This window comes from Methanobacteriaceae archaeon (genome assembly GCA_030656015.1).
Lineage (GTDB): Archaea > Methanobacteriota > Methanobacteria > Methanobacteriales > Methanobacteriaceae > UBA349.
The window spans coordinates 16,355-31,054 of sequence record JAUSNX010000011.1 but is presented as its reverse complement, the minus strand read 5'-3'; the positions used below and the strand labels follow the sequence as shown (position 1 = coordinate 31,054).

Sequence of the window (14,700 nt, the reverse complement as noted above, 5' to 3'; positions counted from 1 at the left end):
ATAAAAAATTAAAAAATATCAATAAATCTTGAATTAAATTAATAAACCCCTTAAAATTATCTATTAAGTTCTAAAGGAGAGTAAAATATTGGAAAAAATGAAAGTTGACTGTCCAGTATGCCATACAGAAAAATGCATGGAAGTAATTAGTCGGACAGAAGAAATCCCTTACTTTGGAGAGATAATGGAATCTGTGGTATTATGTGAATCCTGTGGTTATCGTCATACAGACATAATATGTCTGGATCAAAAGGATCCCGTTCGATATTCTATAGAAGTTAAAAAGGACAGCATGAATGCCCGAGTTGTTAAATCTCAATCTGCAACTTTAAGTGTTCCTGAACTGGGACTAAAAGTAGAACCTGGACCTAAATCTTTAGGATATGTCTCAAACGTAGAAGGTGTTATAGAACGGTTCCAAGGAGCAGTTAAAACAGCCCTCAATCTTTTTGATGATGATGAAGAATCTCAAAAAAACGCCAAGTTAATACTTAAAAATTTGGAAAAAGTTCGATCAGGAGATAAAATAGTTGAAATAGTCCTAGAAGATCCTTTTGGTCAGAGTTTCATCGCACACCCCAATGCTTCAAAAAGAGAATTGAAACCAGATGAAATAAAAGATCTAAAGACTGGTTTTGCCACTTTTGAACAGAGCGAAGTAGATTGAATAATAATCCTAAAATAATCAACCAAATATTTTTATTTATAAAATAAATAATATTTAAAAATTAGATTTAAAAAAAGTTAAAATAAGATTAAAGAAGAAAAAAGATTTAACAAATATATTTAATTATTTAAACCCGATTAAAATGTTCGTCTTCTTCATTAACATCTTTTAATTTTAGAGTACTTCTAACATCCATACTCAGAGCATCACAATCAGCTTTAATAGCATCCAAGTGCATTAAAATCCTTTCTTTTTCCTGATTTATTCTAGAAATATTCTGATAAGGATAAATGGACTCTTTTAACATTTCGTACTCAACAGTAGTGTAAGGATATTCATTTAATTGAGCACAAACTCGTTCTAGGACTTCACCTAAGAATCGGTTCATTTCAACCTTTACCCTTTCACGAATCATTTTGTCGTTGTCCAAATGCTGTTTCATGAGACGAACAACTTCGGCTTTAGCAAAAGGTAGGCCCTCTGATTCCTCATCCAATTCATCTTCAGAACCCTCGACAGATTCATCAGATTCTTCATCCAATTCATCATTGGATTCTTTATCATCAGAGGTTACTTCTGAATCTCTAGATTTTTCTTCAGAAGTTTCAGAAGTTTCAAAATCCCCATTTTCCTCTTCTTCTAGTTCATCAATATCATACTCTTGATTTAACATATCATTCATCTCATCAATCATATTATTTCTCTCCAAAAATAAATTAGAATTCATTAAATTCAATCCAATTAAAAAACAATTTAATTGAATCTAAATTCAAGAAATCTGCTTTGTTATTACTATAAGTATCAATATTAATTATAAATCCCAAACTATATAAATGTATTCTAAATTTAACAAGTTAGCTTGAATTTTTTTAATACTATCATCTTATATCTATTAAAAGATTATGTGAAAAAGCATTATAATGAAATGAAACGAAACCATTTTACATTATTTTCTAAGAAAAAATTTTCTAAAAAATTATATAAAGTAATAATTTGAACGCTAATAAATTAAATATTGAAGCCATTGTTCATCATAATAATATCATAAATCATTAAATGTAATTTCCAAACTTAAATCAATAGAAGGTGCCGAATGAGTAATAAAACCCATTGAAATTACATCTACCCCTGTGCTTGCGTATTGAGATATGTTATCTGGGCTTATCCCACCAGAAGCTTCTATGATTACATTTTCACGCAGCTCCAGTTTATTCAATTCATCTAGGATAATTTCAATTTCTTGAGTTTTCATATTATCCAGCATGATAATATCCGCGCCAGCCCTAGAAGCTAGAATCGCATCTTCCAAGGTTTCAACTTCAACTTCAATTTTTTTAGTAAAACTAACATTTTTTCGAACTATTTTAATGGCCTGATCAATATCCCCTACCATAGCCCGGTGATTGTCCTTTATCATGACACAATCATCCAATCTAAAACGATGTGGATCTCCCCCCCCAAATTTAACGGCGGATTTCTCAAAAAACTGAATACCCGGAGTTGTTTTTCTAGTTCCAGCAATAATAATATTTTTGTTAACTGCCGTTGCTTTTGCAACCATTTTTGCAGTTAAGGTGGCAATTCCACTCATCCTCATCATTAAATTTAGTACCGTGCGCTCTACACTCAAAAGAACACGCGCATTTCCTTCAATTAACATTATTACATCACCGGAATGTATTAAATTGCCATCTGACTTGTAGGTAGAATATTTTAACCCAAATTCATTAAAAATGGTTTCAGCAACATCAACCCCAGCAATTATTCCCCCCACTCGAGAAATAATTTCAGCACGAGCATCAAGTTCCGGACTAATAAGAGCATTAGTAGTAATATCTTCAAAGCCAATATCTTCTTCTATCATATGCCTTAAGGCATTCTTCATGTGCATCACCTTGAATTATATTAATAATTAATATACAAATAAGATAAATAAAATTATTATAAAAGAATTTTTTAGAATTTTATAAATATAATAAATCAATTACAAAACGATTATAATAACTAGATATATTATTTACTAAATAATAAGTTTAATAAGTCTAATATTTTCAAAGTCATTACAAGTTAATGATAATTTTATTAAATCTAATATTTTTATGTTTTGAAAAATATTATGTTTAAAAAAAAAAGATTTCAATAGTTTAAAGGACGATTGAAATAAATTGAAATAAATAATTTTGATAATTTTAATAATCAGTGATACAAATGGAAATCATCTTTTTGGGCACATCATCAGCAATACCAACTAAACATCGAAATCATGCTTCTATAGCCCTAAAAGCATTTGGTGAAATTTTATTATTTGACTGTGGTGAGGGAACACAGCGCCAAATGGCCCATCTCAAATTAAGTCCTATGAAAATAAAAAAAATATTTATCAGTCATTTACACGGCGATCACATCTTAGGGCTTCCAGGAATTATTCAATCAATGGGATTTAGAGGTAGAACAGAATCCCTGGATATTTATGGGCCTCCAGGAATTCAAAATATAAAAGAAGCGATAATGAACTTTGGTTATTTCTCCCTGAACTTTGAAATAACGTTTAATGAAGTGGAAGATGGAATTGTAATAGACCATCCAGAATATAAAATTGAATGCATTCAAACTCAACATAATGTCCCTAATTTTTCTTATTCCATTATTGAAAAAAAGAAGCCTAAATTTTTAAAAGATAAAGCTATTGAGCTAGGAATAGAACCCGGCCCCGATTTTAGCAAATTACATGGTGGAATTCCAGTGAAAATAGGAAATAAAACCATTAATCCTGAGCAAGTGCTTGGAAAAAGTAGAAGTGGTATTAAAGTTGTATATTCTGGAGATACAAGGCCCTGTGATGCTTTAGTTGAGCTTGCCAAAGGTGCAGATATTTTAATCCATGAATCCACATTTGGTGATGAAGATCAAAACAAAGCTATTGAAAACTGGCATTCTACCGCCAAAGAAGCCGCTGAAGTAGCTAAAAAAGCTGAAGTAAAAAAATTAATTTTAACCCATATAAGTACCAGATATAAACAATCCAATCATCTTAAAAAATCTGCTCAAAAAATATTTGAAAATACAGTCATATCCAAAGATTTTATGGTATTAAAGGTGAACTCCCATGGAAATTAATCCTTACCTTAAAGATATAGTTATGATTCTCTTTACAATCATAGCCACGATTATAATAACTAAATGGGTAACTTACTTCCTTAAAAAAACATTCCAAAGATGGGATATTGATATTACTGTAATTCAAGTTCTTCAAGAAATTATAAACTACAGTATTTACGTCATTGCCATTAGTTTAATATTAAAAGAGCTGGGAATAGATATTACTGGCATTGCTGTCAGTTTAGGGATAGTTGGTGTGGCCGTTGGGTTTGCTTCCAGAGACATAATTGCCAATTTCATATCAGGAATGTTTATACTGGCAGATAAGAGTTTTAAAGTAGGAGATACAATTGCCGTTTCCAATCAAAAGGGAAAGGTTACCAAAGTGGGTTTTAGAGTGACCACCATAACTACTCCAGATAACAGTGTGATTACCATACCTAATTCAGCTTTTTCAACCAGTCCATACTCCAATTATACATATATGGATCGGAGAAGAGTCGATTTAGGAATTACAATCCCCTACAAATTTGATTTAGAAGAATTAACTATTGATATTGAAAAAATCCTGGAAGAATTTGATTGGGTGAATAAGAGTCCTAAACCCAAAGTAATGTTATTAGAACTTTCAGATGTGGGTGTTAAAGCAAAAATTACTGCATGGACATCTAATCCAAAACAAATGACCCATTACAGATCATTAATGGCTGAAGAGCTCAAAAAAATTTTGGTTAGGGAAAATGAATAAATATAAAACTTATTCTGTAGCTATAATTGCTGTTTGTATTGTTATTTCTTCAGGTATTGGAATAATTGGATATTATGAATTTCAGAAAATGAAAGATTCCCAGGCCGCTTTAGAGCATTATAAAACCGCGCCTAAAAACCTTCTAGATCCAGATACTAGTTCTACAAACAGTGTTTATGCCTCCAATACAGCCAAATTAATTATTCCTAAAATAGGCCTAAATTGTTGGATTCGTTCTGATACTGTAAATGCATATAACTCGGTTTATCATTATAGTGAAAGTGTTTCCCCTGGAAAACCTGGCCAATGTGGACTATTAGGACATAGAACTACATATTCTGGTCCATTTAAAAAATTAGGGACTTTAAAAGTAGGAGATCAAGTTATAATAGAAGATCTGATTCTTTCAAAAAAATACATATATAAAGTAAGTTCCAATGGAAAGGATATTCGATGGGATTATAAAACAAACCCTATAAAATTCGCCCAAAGTGGAGAAGCCCGTTTAATGTTAATTACTTGTTATCCTCCAGGAAAAAAGAGTGCGGCATGGATTACGCATTGCAAACTTGTTTCAACCGAAAATATCTAAGTAAAATTTCTATTTTTTATTTAAATTAATCTTTTATTACAATTTTGGTATTAACAATAACATAATCTATAATATTATAAAAATTTATAGCCAAGGATATATATTTATTATACTATAAGTTAAGAGAATAAATATAGTAATTAATGTTAGGAATTAGCTAGTATTAAATAAAGATTATATTAAAATTATTATAAATATTATAAAGGATTATTTAGGGCAGGTATCCCCATGAAAGATTCCGAACTCAAATCAAAGTTAGAAAAAGCCTTAGCTAGTGTAAATAGTATCACTGGAGTAGATGGGACATTAGTTGTAGACAATCAGGGAGAGATTTTATACAGCAACCTTTCATACAAGGATGTGGATCTTTTTGGATCTATGGCCAATATCATTAGCAGTTCCTCAGAAAAGCTACTCGATTTAAGTAAAGAAGGTCAAATTGAAAGAGTTCTTGTTGAATCTGTTAGAGGAAAAGCACTTTTTTTAAGCCTCAGAAAAGCTCATTTAGTAGTTTTAACGAATATTAAAGCAAATATTGGGATGGTTATTCTTTCTTCTAAAAAATCAGCTAATTTAATAAAAGAAATGAAAGAAATAAGGGACATATCCGATTATGTAGAAATTGAGCCTATTCCAGAACCTGTTGCTGAGGTTAAAGTCGATTTAAAAGCAGAGTCCAAACCGTCTAAAGAATTAAAAGTAGAAGAAGAGATAACAGTTCCACCAGTTAAAGAAGTGGAACGAGAGATTATTGAAGCTAGCAATGAATCTAAAGTATCAAAAAGTCCTTCACAAGCTACAGCAGATTATTTAAAAGATCAAACGGATACAGAAATATTATCCTCACAAAAATCTTTTGAATCATCTGAAGAAATTAAAAAACCTCCAGAAATAGATGTTGTTAAAAAATTAGATATTAAAGGCCCATCTAAAGAATCAGAGGATTTGAAACCTCAAAAAATGGAAATACCAGTTATAAGACCACCATTATCATTCCCCCCACTGCCTGAAAGCGTTTCTGTTCCTGAAAATCTAGAAGAAAAGTCCAGATTAATTACGGATATTTATGAATCCGTACTTCTGGCCATGTCCATTGGGGCCAGCAAAATTATGGGAACTGCACCAGCCAGAGGAATGCTTAAAAATTCAATTCCCTATGATGATTGTCCTGAATTATTAGATGGTGTGGATGTGAGAAGTAATTCGGCACTACAGTTCGATATAATCCGGAAAAACCTCGAAAAATTCCCATTAGAAGAGCGAAGTGAAAAAACAATTGATGATTTCACCATTATAATATCTTCCATTACCGACAAATACGGCAGAGTAATGGGATATGATGCATTTAGGGGAATGATTAGGCAAGAATTCAAAAAGATATATGATTCTTTTGGCCCCGCTATGGAAGAGCTGGGAATAAAAGAAAAAATACATCCAGAGCTTAGAAAACTTTTAGTTTCTTAAATATCTCTAAAAATATAAAAAAATAAGAAATAAAAAAGTAAAAAAATAATTTCATTTTTTTTTATATATGTTTAATAATTCTTTAAATTAAAATTATTATAATATTTTTATTTTACTTTTAATTTAATCTATTAATCTAATTTAGCCAAATAAAAAAACTTGAAAGATTTTTATATGTGTTCTAGCCTAATTATAATAAAATCATTATTTAATCTATATTAATATAAATTAAAATTATTAATGACCTAATACTATTATAAATCAATAATCCACGATTATTAAATGATTTTAGATGAAGATCTTGACAATTTTATTGATATCGTGAATAATATAGGAATATATAAATCTTAATACTCTGTTAATTTATCTTCAACTCATTAATACTGAGCTTATTATCTTTCAAATCGTATAAGGCGATAAAATGATTAATCAACTACAGAAAGAGATTATAAAACTTAAAAAAGAAAAAAACGCAATCATATTATCCCACAATTACCAACCCGGAGAAATACAAGAAATTGCTGATTTTATTGGTGATTCCCTGGAACTTTGTATAAAGGCCTCCAAAATAAAAGATAAAGACCTTGTGGTTTTCTGTGGAGTAGATTTTATGGCGGAAACGGCATTTATTCTGAACCCAGATAAAAAAATTGTGATACCTGATGCAGATGCAGAATGTCCCATGGCCCATATGCTCCCTGCAGAAGAAGTTAAGAAAGCTAAAAAAGTTTATCCAGATGCTGCAGTTGTTCTCTATGTCAATACACTAGCAGAAGCTAAAGCTGAGGCCGATGTTCTTTGTACCTCTGCCAATGCACTTAAAGTAGTGGAAAGTCTAAAAGAAGACACCATTTTATTTGGACCTGATAGAAATCTGGCATGGTTTGTATCTCAGCATACGGATAAAGAAATAATCCCCATACCCGAAAAGGGACATTGCTACGTCCACAAAATGTTCAATCCAGCCGATATTTTAATCATGAAGGAAAAATATCCTGATGCTGAAGTTCTGGTGCATCCAGAGTGCGATCCTGAAGTTCAAGAAGTTGGAGACCATGTTTTAAGTACCGGTGGGATGTTAAAACAGGTTCAAGAATCTTCTAAGGACACATTTATAATCGGGACTGAAGTAGATATGAGTACCCGAATCAAAAGAGAAAATCCGAAAAAGAACCCAATACCTGCTTTTGACGAGGCCATTTGTGAAAATATGAAACTTCATAGCCTGGAAAAAGTAAAAAATTCTCTTTTAAATGAAGAATTTATAGTTAGTGTTCCGGAAGATATTGCTTCTAAGGCCTTGAAGGCTGTGGAAAAAATGTTAGAACTCTCTGGATAATAGGGAATTTAATTAATTATGTAAGAATAATTAAATAATTTCTTTAATTATTCTTAAAATTTACCTAATAATTCTTACATTAATAATTTATTTTTATCATTATATTAAATTAATATGAAATTAGCATACTATTAAGAAAAAAAATTAAGGATTTTTGAAGTTATTTGTGTGGGCCATGATTGCAAACCAGTACATAGAAAGTTTCTGGTCTTTTTTCTTATAATCTGGAAATTTAAGATGGATTATTTGCCAAAAATCCTTATTATGACCAAATTCAAGCAAATGGCTTAATTCGTGAAAAACTATATACTCTATAAGATCCCCCGGAAGATATCTCAGCCTAGTATTAAATTTAAGGTTTCTTTTGCCATCACAGCTCCCCCATCTTTTTTTCATTTGGCGAAAAGAAATATTTCCGGGATTTAGTTCCATGATCCCAGAATAATATTCTACCCAAAGGTGAATTTCAGTTTTTAGATCATTTTCACTCCGATTCATGTTTAAATAACAAGTCTTTGACTTTTCAATTAGATCTAACTTATTATAAATCCAATTTTTATGCTTTTCAATAAGTTTTTTGTGATCTTTATAGTTTTTTGGTAAAATTAAAACTAAGCTTCCCGTTTTAAATTCCATACGCGGGTTTTTAATTTTTCTACGAATAATAGTGTATTCAATCTCCATATTCTCAATTAAAATATTTTCGCTCATTTGAATCCTTTTTAGTGTTATAATTTAGTTGATCTCAATTAATAAATTTAATAATCAAAAATACTGGCTTTAAGAAGCAAATTCAAGGAAAATTGCAACTTTTCTAATAAAATTTATTTGTCTTGAAAAATAAAATAGTATCTATATAATAATTTATATTGTTTATTCGGTATTTATCATAGGGGGTTTTTTAATGCTTTTCATGATTGGGAAACATGAAGTTAAAGCAGAAGTTGAAAAAAGGCAAAAAATTAAGTCAAAACATACTGGAAGGACACTAGAAAAACTAAAAATACATTTTCAGGTTTATAATCAAAAGAAAGTTCCAGAAACAATTTTTTCCAAAGAAAACAGAAAGCCATGGATAGTTAAAAATTCTTCATATTATTATACTGAAGGAAATCCAGTAATTCGATATATGCTAGAAATAGAAGAAATTGAAGATCTTAAAATAGATTATCTGGAATTAAACAATTTAAATATTAAACCAAAAGATTATAATGAAAAAATAGATGGTTCAAAAGGCGATTCTCTGATTATAAAGGCCATAGCTGAACTAAAACTAGATGCCTGGAAAAAGATTGAAGAATTATACTATCAAAAAGGATATTTTAAGGTTATTAGAAGTGGTATTTCTAAAGAAACAAAGGATATGCGTTTTGAAAGAATCATATGGTCTAGAAATGAAGATGTGATTAAATGTGCATTATTGTTATATGAAGATATTTATGACACATTTAAAAGTTACTCACCCATCAATCCAGAATTAGAAGCCTTGAAAAAAGATTTGATAAAAAATGATAATACTCTTGATTTTTTGATTAAAAAACTCCTTGAAAAAAATATTTTGAACAATAATGATATGGAGAGCCTGCAGATATGCCAAAAGGCCATAAATACGCTTAAATTTGGAGAAGTTGAAGATTTAGAAGAATTTTTACGTGTTTATAAAATTTAGTTCATTAAAGTATAGCTTAATTAAATTGATTATTCCATAATAATATTATAACTCAGTAAATATTTTTATTAGATTAATAAATTTAGTTTGATTGAGTAATAATCAAACATACGTTAAGAATATGATTATAACGTACTATGGAGGAAATTTAATGGATAATGAAGAAATAATAAAGCTTTTAAACATTGATTTTGTTCATGAACTGGAAGCTACCATGGTTTATGCCTATAATTCATTTATTATTAAAGATTGTGAAGTCAGCCGACTTACAGAGGCCATATCTGTAGATGAAATGAGACATATGTGGTGGTTAGCCGATTTAATAGTTAAAAGGGGAGGCAAACCAACTATGGAACATAGAGAATTAGATTTCAGTTCTGATGATTTAATAACTCAACTAAAACTTCAAATTGAAAAAGAAACCGAAGGCATCGATGAATACCAAAGGCAAGTTGAAATAATTGATGATGAAGAAGTAGTTGGTGTTTTAAAACATATTATAGATGAAGAAAAACGTCACCGAAAAGAATTCAATGAACATTTAAAAAATATTGGTTAAAAATCCTTAATTTTCTATTATACTATTTCATTTTTATTTTAACTAAATTATTTCCTTATTTGCGAGGCCAAATATGCCAGAACTACCAAGTTTAGAAATATTCAAGCAATATTTTGATTCAACATCCTTGAATCAGGAAATAAAAGAAATTAATATCAATAACCCCGAAATACTTTTTGATATATCTGAAAATAATATAAAAGAATTGGTAAATAGATATTTTGTTTCCAGTTCAAGATATGGAAAATATCTCTTTGCATCAACTTCAGATAATAAATTCCTGATTTTTCATTTTGGTATGACTGGTTTTTTTAAATATCATCCAAAAAATGAAGGAATCAATCCCCATAGCAGAATTTCATTTTTATTTAAAAATGGTAATGTCTTAGATTTTGATGATTCAAGAAAATTCGGTAAAATTAGTATTAGTGAAAATATCTCTGATTTTATTAATAAAAAGAATTTAGGGCCTGATGCATTAGAAATAAGTTTATCATCATTTAAAAAATTGTTTAAAAGAAGAAGTGGGCATATAAAACCTCTTTTAATTAATCAGCAATTTTTAGCAGGGATAGGGAACCTATATGCTGATGAAATATTATTTCAAAGCGGAATACATCCTTTAAAAAAGGCCGATCAGATAGAAAATGATGAGCAGAATAAATTATATGATAATATGGTCTGGGTTCTAAAAAAGGCCATAGAAGTTAATGATAGTCCCCGCAATTTTCCTGAAAATTTCCTATTGGCCCATCGATACCCTAAAGGAGAATGTCCTAATGGTGAGAAATTAGATATAATAAAGGTTGGAGGCCGTACCACCTATTACTGTCCAAACAAACAGAAATTATGATATAATTATAATTAATAAGTATTATTATCATGGAAATATGATAAACAGGACTGATCTGAATTTCATATTAACCAAATTAAATAATAATTAATGAATTATTTAAAAAAATATTTAAAAGTGTTGTTATGGCAAAAATACTTGATCAGAAAAGCTCTTTCTATGTCTTAGCAGTTGTTGTTATGGGAGCTTTCCTAATACCATATATGGGTGCGGCATTAAATGTTTCTCTCCCATCCATTGGGCGAGAATTCTCATTAGACTTGGTTATTTTAGGATGGATACCCACCGCATTCATATTAGCCAATGCTGCATTAATACTGCCTTTTGGGCGTTTAGGAGATATTTATGGGAGAAAAAAGATTTTCACCTTGGGTGTTGGTTTATTTACATTTGCCTCATTTATGGCTTTTTTCTCCCCATCAGCAAATTATTTGATAGTATTCAGTTTCATGCAAGGTGTGGGTTGTTCTATGATATTCGGTACGGGGGTGGCCATACTAAGCTCAGTATTTCCCCTGGGGTCTCGGGGAGAGTATTTTGGAATTTATGTGACCTCAGTTTATATTGGACTTCTGACCGGGCCATTATTAGGTGGTTTTTTAACCCAGACCTTTGGTTGGAGAAGTATATTTTTATTTAATATACCTGTTGGTTTGATAATCCTTGTTTTAATCTTTTTAAAAATAAAAACCGATTGGATAGGTTCTAAAGGAGAAAGTTTTGATTTAAAGGGGACCTTGGTTTATGTGCCCACCATAATAATTCTTTTATATGGTTTTACCAACATATTTAGTACTTATGGACAGTTATTAGTAATTTTAGGACTTTTATTGTTAGTAGGATTTATAATTTTAGAGTTAAAAACACCAAAACCGATTATTAATCCCAGAATATTTAAAAAAGTTGTTCCAGCTATTTCTAGTGCATCTACTCTTTTAATGATAACTTCAACTTCAGCTATCTGGACTTTAATAAGCCTTTATCTGCAATACGTCCAATCTTTGAGTCCCGTGGTTGTAGGAATATTGCTAGTCATTCAGCCACTCACTGTGGCATTAGTATCACCATTTGCAGGTAGGCTTTCTGATAGAATCTATGGTGCCCCCATTGCATTAGTCGGCATAATATTATCCTGCATTGGACTATTATTAGCAATTTTTATTGGATTTGAAACCAGCATGACATATATAATTGCTTTATCAATAATTTTAGGTCTGGGAAATGCATTATTTTCTTCCCCAAACACCAATATCTTTATGAGTTCCATTGATCGCGAGTTTTATGGTTCCGCATCAGCAGTCATGTCCACAGTGATTTTTACTGGTCAGCTTTTAAGTTTAGGTATTTTGCTTTTAATATTTTCCGGGACCTTGGGAGGATTAGAAGTTATTCCATCCCAATTTGCAGCATTTATATCCAGCCAAAAGATTACATTTTCCATATTCTTTATTCTAAGCATTATAGGGACTATTTTAATATTTTTACTGGTTTTAAAAAAGAGGCCGGATAAACAATATAATTAGAAAAAAGAATTAAATAAATAGAGACATTGTTAAAAAAAGATTATCAAGTTATTCTTCCAGAACTGCCGACAAGAAAACAGTCATTTCAATCTCATCTCGAGCAATAAAATCTTCTGGTTTAATAGCTGCATCATTAGATCCAAAGGGGAAATATTCTTTTTTATAATAAACCATTATCATTAGATAACCCGAAACTATCTCTGTTTCTTCATCCAGATTCTCAATCAATTTCTTCTGAGAATCATCATCCAATCCACTGACCTTATATTTTACGTAATTTAACTCTTCTAGATTTTCGTCATCAGATTCTTTTTTGCCATAATCAACTACTTTTACCAGCATATTAAAACCCTCCTAAAAAAATTCCTTCAAAAAGGCAATTATATTATTTTCAACTTTATAAAGATCTTTTGTACCGATATGGCCACATATTGAATCAAACAATGCAATTTTAGAATTTTTAATCATTTTTGACATAGGTATAGCATCCTGTGATGGTGGAAAATACTGATCCTGATTAATGGCCAGAATAAGAGTTTTTGCAGTTATCTTTGAAAGTTCATTCTCCAAATCAAAACCCATTGCTGCATTGTTTCTCCATATTATATCATTAGCATCGGTAAAGCTTCCTTCAATACCCATTTGATTCATATATTTTAATATATCTTTATTTTCTAATTCATAGCGATAATAATCTTTAGAAAGACCAAACATGTACATAAACTCTGAAACAATGCGAGTGACTCTTTCCGGGTTTTTCTCATAATTTCCATTATCATATTCTGGATCTTTTTCAATTAAAGAATTCATGAAATAGAAATTGGCAAAATTAAGGCCTTTGACTTGGTAGCTACTTACTAATGGAATTAAAAAATCCATATAATCCGCATAATTTACGGCCCAATTGAGAGCCTGAAAACCCCCCATAGATGTCCCAATGACTCCTTTTAGATGTTCGATACTGAATTTTTCCTTCAGAAGCTCATGGTGAAAATTAACCATATCATTTAGAGTGTATTTTGGAAAATTAGGCCCTAAAGACGTGGTGGACGGTGCAGAAGACCCTGGTGATCCTAATGCTGTGGGCGAAATTATAAAAACTTCTTCGGGATCTAGTGGCTTTCCAAGCCCAGTTATAGGGTCAAGACGTTTCATTGAAGTACAACTACCCCCCCAACCATGCAAATAAAGTACTCCATTTACTAAATTATTCTCTGAGTCCAGTTCAGGGGCTCCCAGTGTAACATATTCCACATTTAGATTATCCAGTGAATCTCCTGATTCAAAAGTAAATTCATCAATATTATAATTTTTTGGACTGCTCATTTCCTTTTTTATATTCCAAGACAATTTAAAAACCTTTTTTTAGTTAATTAATTAATAATTAGAAATTAAAGTTATATATTAAAAGTAGGTATTAGAAATAAGTTTATGATAAATGATTTAGACCAATTCAATGTCCCCTTCATAGACATGGATACAAATAACCGGGCATTTACCGGCAGCATCAACACTGCAACCAATATCATCCAGTTCTTTAATTTGTATGTCACCTTCCATTTTAGAATCAATTAAAGAAGATATTCCATCGTCTCCAAATTTCCAAAGATCATTACAAGCCTCAATACAGTTTCCACAAGATATACACATTGTACGGTCCATTTCAACTCGATAATTTGCCATATATTCACCTTAATTACATTAGTAGTCTTATAAAATAGGTTTGAAGTTTCAATTATTTATAAATACCTCAAATAAAACAAATAATATGGGAGATAAGTTTTATGCTAAAAATTGAAGAAGTTATAGAATTACAAGAAAAATTGATTATCATTTACAAATATATTTCACAAAAAAGGATGTTTAATAAATTCTACTTCTCCGGAATGGAAGATCAGATTCCTTCTCGCGATTTGAGCAGTAATCCTATGGTAAATGAAATTGTGGAACTGGAAGATGCTGAAAGCATGTTAAAAGAATCTATATTAGAATTAGAAGAAATGTTACCATCAAATTTTAAAGAAGATTATGATCCAGACGATTTTGATAATGAATTCCAATATATACTATTTAAAAATAATCCAGACGCATTATATGTGAAATATCAATTAAAAGACTGCGAAGAAATTGAAAAACTAGATATTAGTGCTTTGATGGGACTTATAGAATAAATTATATATTTTTTAA

Annotated in this window: 17 protein-coding genes; 11 read left to right on the top strand and 6 right to left on the bottom strand. The window is 30.4% G+C overall.

From position 1 onward, the window contains the following. The first annotated feature begins 88 nt into the window (after positions 1–88). Complete coding sequence (locus Q7I96_08410) at positions 89–667, top strand: ZPR1 zinc finger domain-containing protein (GenBank protein ID MDO9627628.1); 579 nt, start codon at positions 89–91, stop codon at positions 665–667. Between the two features lie 127 nt (positions 668–794). Here Q7I96_08410 and Q7I96_08405 read toward each other — a convergent pair whose 3' ends face one another. Then, complete coding sequence (locus Q7I96_08405; protein MDO9627627.1) at positions 795–1,361, bottom strand: hypothetical protein; 567 nt, start codon at positions 1,359–1,361, stop codon at positions 795–797. 348 nt (positions 1,362–1,709) lie between these two features. Continuing rightward, positions 1,710–2,552 (bottom strand): carboxylating nicotinate-nucleotide diphosphorylase, encoded by an 843-nt coding sequence (gene nadC, locus Q7I96_08400; GenBank protein MDO9627626.1) that lies wholly within the window; start codon positions 2,550–2,552, stop codon positions 1,710–1,712. A gap of 323 nt (positions 2,553–2,875) precedes the next feature. On the opposite strand from nadC, the gene rnz reads away from it, so the two are divergent. The 5 genes from rnz to nadA all read left to right on the top strand — a co-directional run bounded on the left by rnz (position 2,876) and on the right by nadA (position 7,909). After that, positions 2,876–3,784: a ribonuclease Z gene (gene rnz / locus Q7I96_08395; GenBank protein ID MDO9627625.1), complete on the top strand. Its 909-nt coding sequence runs from the start codon at positions 2,876–2,878 to the stop codon at positions 3,782–3,784. Beyond that, positions 3,774–4,514, top strand: a complete 741-nt coding sequence (locus Q7I96_08390) for a mechanosensitive ion channel family protein (protein MDO9627624.1) — start codon at positions 3,774–3,776, stop codon at positions 4,512–4,514. The genes rnz and Q7I96_08390 overlap by 11 nt, the downstream gene beginning before the upstream one ends. Further along, positions 4,507–5,106, top strand: a complete 600-nt coding sequence (locus tag Q7I96_08385; GenBank protein ID MDO9627623.1) for a sortase — start codon at positions 4,507–4,509, stop codon at positions 5,104–5,106. Before Q7I96_08390 ends, Q7I96_08385 begins: the two co-directional genes overlap by 8 nt. Positions 5,107–5,334: 228 nt before the next feature. Beyond that, complete coding sequence (locus tag Q7I96_08380) at positions 5,335–6,570, top strand: roadblock/LC7 domain-containing protein (protein ID MDO9627622.1); 1,236 nt, start codon at positions 5,335–5,337, stop codon at positions 6,568–6,570. 421 nt (positions 6,571–6,991) lie between these two features. Then, the gene (gene nadA, locus Q7I96_08375) at positions 6,992–7,909 is read left to right on the top strand and encodes a quinolinate synthase NadA (GenBank protein ID MDO9627621.1); all 918 of its coding nucleotides are present in this window, start codon (positions 6,992–6,994) and stop codon (positions 7,907–7,909) included. A 144-nt stretch (positions 7,910–8,053) separates the two neighbouring features. Here nadA and Q7I96_08370 read toward each other — a convergent pair whose 3' ends face one another. Beyond that, entirely contained in the window at positions 8,054–8,620 is a 567-nt protein-coding gene (locus tag Q7I96_08370; GenBank protein MDO9627620.1) for a M48 family metallopeptidase, read from the bottom strand. Positions 8,621–8,813: 193 nt separating this feature from the next. Here Q7I96_08370 and Q7I96_08365 point away from each other — a divergent pair, with 193 nt between their 5' ends. From Q7I96_08365 to Q7I96_08350, 4 genes are all read left to right on the top strand, one after another. After that, positions 8,814–9,578, top strand: a complete 765-nt coding sequence (locus Q7I96_08365; protein MDO9627619.1) for a hypothetical protein — start codon at positions 8,814–8,816, stop codon at positions 9,576–9,578. Between the two features lie 151 nt (positions 9,579–9,729). Beyond that, on the top strand, positions 9,730–10,137 hold the full coding sequence (locus tag Q7I96_08360; protein ID MDO9627618.1) for a ferritin-like domain-containing protein: 408 nt from the start codon (positions 9,730–9,732) through the stop codon (positions 10,135–10,137). A 73-nt stretch (positions 10,138–10,210) separates the two neighbouring features. Next, entirely contained in the window at positions 10,211–10,990 is a 780-nt protein-coding gene (locus tag Q7I96_08355; protein ID MDO9627617.1) for a DNA-formamidopyrimidine glycosylase family protein, read from the top strand. 125 nt (positions 10,991–11,115) lie between these two features. Next, positions 11,116–12,513 carry an MFS transporter gene (locus Q7I96_08350; GenBank protein MDO9627616.1) on the top strand — a complete coding sequence of 466 codons (1,398 nt, stop codon included), beginning with the start codon at positions 11,116–11,118 and terminating at the stop codon, positions 12,511–12,513. Positions 12,514–12,561: 48 nt separating this feature from the next. On the opposite strand, the gene Q7I96_08345 is transcribed toward Q7I96_08350, so the two are convergent. From Q7I96_08345 to Q7I96_08335, 3 genes are all read right to left on the bottom strand, one after another. Next, complete coding sequence (locus tag Q7I96_08345) at positions 12,562–12,855, bottom strand: hypothetical protein (GenBank protein MDO9627615.1); 294 nt, start codon at positions 12,853–12,855, stop codon at positions 12,562–12,564. A 12-nt stretch (positions 12,856–12,867) separates the two neighbouring features. Next, positions 12,868–13,863 (bottom strand): alpha/beta fold hydrolase, encoded by a 996-nt coding sequence (locus Q7I96_08340; GenBank protein ID MDO9627614.1) that lies wholly within the window; start codon positions 13,861–13,863, stop codon positions 12,868–12,870. A 93-nt stretch (positions 13,864–13,956) separates the two neighbouring features. Then, complete coding sequence (locus Q7I96_08335) at positions 13,957–14,196, bottom strand: ferredoxin (GenBank protein MDO9627613.1); 240 nt, start codon at positions 14,194–14,196, stop codon at positions 13,957–13,959. Between the two features lie 101 nt (positions 14,197–14,297). Between Q7I96_08335 and Q7I96_08330 the strand changes: the two genes are divergently transcribed. After that, positions 14,298–14,684: a hypothetical protein gene (locus tag Q7I96_08330; protein ID MDO9627612.1), complete on the top strand. Its 387-nt coding sequence runs from the start codon at positions 14,298–14,300 to the stop codon at positions 14,682–14,684. Positions 14,685–14,700 lie beyond the last annotated feature (16 nt).

Excerpts from the sequence above, each read along its gene's own strand:
- Q7I96_08350 (MDO9627616.1), top strand. The coding sequence starts at position 11,116 with ATGGCAAAAATACTTGATCAGAAAAGCTCTTTCTATGTCTTAGCAGTT.
- Q7I96_08380 (MDO9627622.1), top strand. The coding sequence starts at position 5,335 with ATGAAAGATTCCGAACTCAAATCAAAGTTAGAAAAAGCCTTAGCTAGT.
- Q7I96_08355 (MDO9627617.1), top strand. The coding sequence starts at position 10,211 with ATGCCAGAACTACCAAGTTTAGAAATATTCAAGCAATATTTTGATTCA.
- nadC (MDO9627626.1), bottom strand. The coding sequence starts at position 2,552 with ATGAAGAATGCCTTAAGGCATATGATAGAAGAAGATATTGGCTTTGAA.
- Q7I96_08405 (MDO9627627.1), bottom strand. The coding sequence starts at position 1,361 with ATGATTGATGAGATGAATGATATGTTAAATCAAGAGTATGATATTGAT.
- Q7I96_08360 (MDO9627618.1), top strand. The coding sequence starts at position 9,730 with ATGGATAATGAAGAAATAATAAAGCTTTTAAACATTGATTTTGTTCAT.
- Q7I96_08335 (MDO9627613.1), bottom strand. The coding sequence starts at position 14,196 with ATGGCAAATTATCGAGTTGAAATGGACCGTACAATGTGTATATCTTGT.
- Q7I96_08390 (MDO9627624.1), top strand. The coding sequence starts at position 3,774 with ATGGAAATTAATCCTTACCTTAAAGATATAGTTATGATTCTCTTTACA.
- Q7I96_08345 (MDO9627615.1), bottom strand. The coding sequence starts at position 12,855 with ATGCTGGTAAAAGTAGTTGATTATGGCAAAAAAGAATCTGATGACGAA.
- Q7I96_08365 (MDO9627619.1), top strand. The coding sequence starts at position 8,814 with ATGCTTTTCATGATTGGGAAACATGAAGTTAAAGCAGAAGTTGAAAAA.
- nadA (MDO9627621.1), top strand. The coding sequence starts at position 6,992 with ATGATTAATCAACTACAGAAAGAGATTATAAAACTTAAAAAAGAAAAA.
- Q7I96_08385 (MDO9627623.1), top strand. The coding sequence starts at position 4,507 with ATGAATAAATATAAAACTTATTCTGTAGCTATAATTGCTGTTTGTATT.
- Q7I96_08370 (MDO9627620.1), bottom strand. The coding sequence starts at position 8,620 with ATGAGCGAAAATATTTTAATTGAGAATATGGAGATTGAATACACTATT.
- Q7I96_08330 (MDO9627612.1), top strand. The coding sequence starts at position 14,298 with ATGCTAAAAATTGAAGAAGTTATAGAATTACAAGAAAAATTGATTATC.
- rnz (MDO9627625.1), top strand. The coding sequence starts at position 2,876 with ATGGAAATCATCTTTTTGGGCACATCATCAGCAATACCAACTAAACAT.